The following is a 4,945-nucleotide window of genomic DNA, read 5'->3' as shown; positions in this document are numbered from 1 at the left end:
CGTCCGACTAGGCTGTCACGGTGGGGTCGGTTGACCCCGCCCGTCCCCGCATGCCATGTCCAACTGACTCACCGCAGTGAACACCAGCGTCGGCGTGAAGACGCGCACCTTCGCGCGCCCCTGCGGGGGGCGTGCCCGGAGCGGGCGGGTCGCCGCCGGGGACGGACGAGTTGTAGTCGTTGAGGCCGTCCTTGCCGCCGCCGACGGCGCCGCCGAACGCGCCCGACGTGGCGCCCTTGGCGATGGCGTCCCAGGTCAGCGGGTCGCCGTGGATGGCGGCGGTGGCGACCGTGCCGGCCACGCCGCTGATGGCCTCGGAGGCGCCGTCCCGGACCATGCCCTTGACCATGTTGCCGGCCGCGGTGTCGGCGGCGTCGCTCACACCGGGGATCTTGCCGATGCCGTGTCCGATGCCGCCGGAGATGGCGCCGCCGATCGCGCCGTCCAGGGTGGCCGCCCCGGTCTTCTTCCAGTCGACGCCGTCCCGGTTGCCCTGCGCGATCTGGATGCCCTGGACGAGCAGGTCCAGCCCGCCGCCCTCCAGCGCGCCGACGAGCGCGCCCTTCAGGACGGCGCCGAGGAAGCGCCTGCTCAGCCACTCCAGCAGCCGCTGGAAGATGGTTCTGGACGCGATCTGCGCCCCCGCCTCGACGGCGGGAATGGCCGCGGTGGAGGCGCCGAACGTCGCGAAGGCCGCCGCGATCAAATAGGCGATCTCGATCGCCGTGATGATCAGCAGCGCGATGAACATGTACTTCGCGTACTCGATGTCGAGTGCGCCGCCGTCCAGCGTCTCGCCGAACTGGCCGCACGACTCGACGAGTTTCGTGAGGATCTGCGGGTCGGTGGAAACCCACTTCTCCCAGTTCTTGCCGAACTCGTCGGCGGCGCCGCTGTCGAGCGCGCCGCGGACGTCGTTCGCCGCCTGGTTGAGCTCCTCGATCAGCTCGCCGACCTCGGTGCCGGCGGCGCGCCACGCGTCGGCGCAGCGGCGCATCGCCGTCTCGTCGCCCTCGGGCCAGTCGGCGCCGATGATCCAGGACAGCCACTGGACCGGTTCTGGGATTTCAAGACCCACGGATCAGCTCACTTCAGCCTTGAGGTGTCCTCGGCCTGTTTGTAGGTCTTGGCCATCTGGTCGACGCCCTTCCGGATGCCTTCCAGGCCTTCCTTGAGCTTCGGGAACGACTCCAGCACCTGCGTGCTCGGCTCCTTGTAGCCCTCGGCGAACGTCTTGCCGGTCTCGTCGGCGCCCCAGCACTCGCCCTCGGCGGACAGGGCGGAGCTGAGCCGGTTGAAGATCGCCTCGAGTTGCGTGGCGCCGGTGGTGAACCCCTTGCCGGCGCGCTTCAGCTCTTCTGTGTCGACCTCTAGGTATTCGTAGGTCATCGCGGCGGGATCCCCAGTCGCTCGCGGACCGCGTCGAAGTCGTCGGGACGCTCCGGCAGCAGCTTGGTGATGTCGAAGCCGCTCTCGGCCGGGCCGTCGGGGACGAGTCCCTGCATCGCCGCGCGCATCTGGTCGGCGACCTGCGCCTGCGCGTCCCGGGACGCTTCCAGCACCGCCTCGGCGAGCTCCTCGGAGCCGAGCTTGCGCTGCACGCGCGGGTCGAACTCGAGGGAGGTGAGCCGGCCCTGCCGGTCGACCTTCACCCGCACCATGCCGTCGGCGGCCTCCGCCTCGGCCTCGATCGTCTCCAGGCGGGACTGCATGTCCGCGATCTGCCGGCGCTTCTCCTGGTAGGTCTGCAGGAGTTCGTCGATATGCGCCTGCCATTCAGCGCGCACGGTCACCCCTCTGTTCGTCGGGAGCTTGCGATAGCCCGCGACCGCGCACGATCACAGACACACAGGGATTGATCAATGTATACGGGTTTCAAACCGGTTTTAGCAACCGGTATGCAGCGATCCAAGACAATAGAGGGATGCGGCGCGCAGCGGTGGGGGTGTGGAACACTGCTGGGACCGGTGGTACGACCTTGGAGGGTGGCTGACGATGCGCAGGAGACCGAACATCTGTGACGCCTGCGTGCGGTTGCAGAAGAGGTCCAATCCTGGCGCCGAGACGTCGCTCGACCGCTGGATCCCGTACTGCGACGCGTTCCCCGAGCGGGTGCCGAACGAGATCTACCGCGGCGGGTTCGACCACCGCAACCCGTTCGAGGGCGACCGCGGCATCCGCTTCGAGATGCGGCCCGGCGGGGAGCGCTCCCTCGCCGCCTACGAGTCGTCGCGGGCCCGGCAGGAGGCGCGCCGGTCCGGCGAGGCGTCCGATTCGTGACCGCGTTCCCCTGTGCAGGTCCCCCCGCCGGTGAAACGCTGGGACGCGAAGACTCCTAGGGTGTGGGGGCGTGTCCCGCGCACCCCGTTCCGGTGCGTGCGGTGACGCGCGTCTCGTAGGCTGGCCGGTGAGAGGGGAGGCAGGTGTCCGACTCCAGCTGGCAGCACGCGGTCCTGCGTGACATCGGCGTTTCGCGCCGGGGGCTGCGGCGGCTCGACCGCGCTCCGCTCGGCCTCGGCGGAGCGTCGTGGGGGGCGGAGGCTCCGCCCCGTCCCGCGCCGGAGCAGGCACAGCCCGCCGCTCCCGCCGCGCAGCCGGTGCCGCCCGCGCCGCAGCCCGCCCCGCCCGCGCAGGGCGCCGAGCCGGTTCCCGAGGCACCGCCGTTCGCCGCGCCCGCCATGCAGTCGTCCGCGGGGTCCGGCGAACCGGCTCCGCTCCTGCCCGACCCGCAGCACCAGAACCCGCAGCCGCCCTCCGAGCCGCGGCCCGAGGCCCGGCTGCCGCAGCCCGAGACCGCGCCGCAGTGGTACGAGCGGCCCTCGCAGCAGGACGCGTCCAGCACCGACCAGCAGGCGACGGCCCAGCGGGAGGCACCGCGGCCGGAGAACGTCCAGCAGCCCGCCGCGTGGCCGGTGAACCCGCAGACTCCCGAGACGGCCCAGCCCGCCGAAGGCGCGCAGCCCGCCGAGAGCGCGCCGGCTCCCGAGAGCACCCAGCCGCCGCAGCCCGCGCCGGCTCCCGAGAACGCCCAGCCGCCGCAGCCCGCGCCGGTGCCCGAGACCGCGCAGCCCCCCGAGGCCGCGCCGGAGCCGGTCGAGCCGCTCGTGCACTCCGACTTCGACTGGGAGTCGGCGGTCAACCCCGTCCTCGGCGGGGTGTCGTCGTCGTCCGGTGAGGGCGCCGCCCCGGCACCGCAGGCGCCCGCCCCGGCCGCGCAGCCCGCGCCGGCCGACCAGGCCTCGGGCGTCGGCCACCAGATCCCGGCGCACGAGCTCGTCCGCAGGAACCAGCACGGCGACCCCCTCGCCCGCCGGGTGGGACGCGGCGTCCGCAACGCGATGGGCGGCGGCGGGCGCGAGGCCAGGGAGCACGCCGGGTTCATCGACCTGATGCAGCGGCCGGTCCCGAGCACCCGGCGGATCGCCGTGGCCAGCGTGCGCGGCGGCGCCGGCAAGACCACGATGGCGGCGCTCGTCGCGACCGAGCTGGCCCGCTACCGGCAGGACCGGGTGCTCGCCGCCGACGCCGACGCCGAGCTCGGCTCGCTGCCGCTGCGCCTCGGCGTCCGCACCGAGCTGTCGCTGTTCGACCTCGCGGGGCAGAACCCGAGCACCTTCGAGGAGGCGGCGCGGTACCTGGCGCGCACCCCCGAGGGCCTGTTCGTGCTGTCGTCGACGCGGGGCGGGCGCATCGCGGGCGAGTTCACGCTGGACATGTTCCAGAGCGCTCTCAGCGTCGTGGGCCGGTACGTGGGCACCACCGTCGTCGACTGCGGCGCCGGGATCCTCACCGAGCTGAACCGGGGCGTCGTCGCGAGCGCGCACGGCCTCGTCCTGGTGACGCCAGGCACGGTGGACGGTGCGCTCAGTGCGCGCGGGGCGCTCGAATGGTACGCGGCCAACGACCTGCAGGACCTTCTGCGCCGGACGGTCATCGCGATGGTCTCCCACGCGCCGCAGGTGGGTGCCGACCTGCACCGCGCGCAGCAGATGCTCTCCGCCTGGGGCCTGCCCGTGGTGTTCGTGCCGTACGACCGGCATCTGGCGACGGGCAGCTCGGTCGACATGAGCAAGGTCTCCGCCGCCGCTCGGACGGCGGTGACCAGGGTCGTGCACGAGGTCTTCGCGCGGGCGCTCACCCCCAGCGCGGCCCGCTGACGCTCGGCGGCCCGCTGACGCCGGGCGACCCGACTCACGTCGAGCGGGCCGCTCGCGCGCGGGGGTCAGCTCTTCCAGATGAGGGTGTTGGTGACCTCGACGCCGAGTTCCCCGGCGGTGGCGAAGACGCGCCCCTCGCGGCCGCCGGTCGCGGCGCCGGTGGTCCAGTACGACTGGGCGTAGATCACGCGCGAGCCCTGCGTCCACGACCGCGTCCAATAGGCGGGGTCCGGCTGCGGCTGCGGCAGCCCGCTGGCGTTGGACGGGGTGAGCAGCAGCGGCCAGCCCTTCTCGGTGGTGGCCCGGCTGACGCTGCTCGCCGCGGACGGGTCGGCCAGCGTCATGACCGACACGGCGGTGATGATCTTCTTGTCCGGGTCGGCGTACACCGCCGAGTACATCGGCCCGGTGCACGGGTGCGCGCGCAGCGCGGTGCGGAGCCGGTCGTTGGCCCGCGAGGTGCACGACTGGGTGCGGGTGCCGGCCCGGGTGAAGGTGTTGCCCTTCGCCGTCCGGATGGTCGTCGACAGGACCTCGGACAGGTCGCCCGACGGCGTCTCGCTCGTCGGGGTGGACGTCGCCTCGGGCGACGAGCTGTAGCGGGGCGAGTAGGGCGTGGACGAAGGGAGCGCGACCGAGCGGTCGTTGTCGTCGTCCCCGCCCAGGATGAGGAACGCGCCGACCCCGACCAGCGCGAGGACCAGCACCACACCGATGATCAGCAGCGGGACGAGCGCGCCGCCGCCGCTCCGTGGCGGCGGGGGGAATCCGGGGGCGCCGTAGGGGCC

Annotated in this window: 5 protein-coding genes and 1 pseudogene; 2 read left to right on the top strand and 4 right to left on the bottom strand. The window is 73.0% G+C overall.

Going from position 1 to position 4,945, the window contains the following annotated elements; all coding sequences use genetic code 11:
• Positions 1 to 7: 7 nt before the first annotated feature.
• The 3 genes from ETD96_RS41245 to ETD96_RS41235 are packed head-to-tail and all read right to left on the bottom strand — an operon-like array spanning position 8 to position 1,787.
• The gene (locus tag ETD96_RS41245) at positions 8 to 1,078 is read right to left on the bottom strand and encodes a WXG100-like domain-containing protein (protein WP_138641916.1); all 1,071 of its coding nucleotides are present in this window, start codon (positions 1,076 to 1,078) and stop codon (positions 8 to 10) included.
• Positions 1,079 to 1,086: 8 nt separating this feature from the next.
• Positions 1,087 to 1,389: a WXG100 family type VII secretion target gene (locus ETD96_RS41240; protein WP_138641915.1), complete on the bottom strand. Its 303-nt coding sequence runs from the start codon at positions 1,387 to 1,389 to the stop codon at positions 1,087 to 1,089.
• Positions 1,386 to 1,787 carry a YbaB/EbfC family nucleoid-associated protein gene (locus ETD96_RS41235; protein WP_138641914.1) on the bottom strand — a complete coding sequence of 134 codons (402 nt, stop codon included), beginning with the start codon at positions 1,785 to 1,787 and terminating at the stop codon, positions 1,386 to 1,388. The genes ETD96_RS41240 and ETD96_RS41235 overlap by 4 nt, the downstream gene beginning before the upstream one ends.
• Before the next feature lie 208 nt (positions 1,788 to 1,995).
• On the opposite strand from ETD96_RS41235, the gene ETD96_RS41230 reads away from it, so the two are divergent.
• A complete protein-coding gene (locus tag ETD96_RS41230) occupies positions 1,996 to 2,280 on the top strand; it encodes a hypothetical protein (protein ID WP_138641913.1) in 285 nt (94 codons plus the stop codon).
• Positions 2,281 to 2,423: 143 nt separating this feature from the next.
• Positions 2,424 to 4,157 carry a MinD/ParA family ATP-binding protein gene (locus ETD96_RS41225; RefSeq protein ID WP_138641912.1) on the top strand — a complete coding sequence of 578 codons (1,734 nt, stop codon included), beginning with the start codon at positions 2,424 to 2,426 and terminating at the stop codon, positions 4,155 to 4,157.
• Between the two features lie 65 nt (positions 4,158 to 4,222).
• On the opposite strand, the pseudogene ETD96_RS45495 reads toward ETD96_RS41225, so the two are convergent.
• Positions 4,223 to 4,945, bottom strand: a pseudogene (locus ETD96_RS45495) (hypothetical protein); the annotation flags it as partial.

Origin of the sequence: Actinomadura geliboluensis, assembly GCF_005889745.1 — a bacterium.
In the GTDB taxonomy this organism is placed as follows: Bacteria; Actinomycetota; Actinomycetes; order Streptosporangiales; family Streptosporangiaceae; genus Spirillospora; species Spirillospora geliboluensis.
Note: the sequence above shows the minus strand (reverse complement) of the source record. Positions and strands in the feature narration are given on the sequence as shown.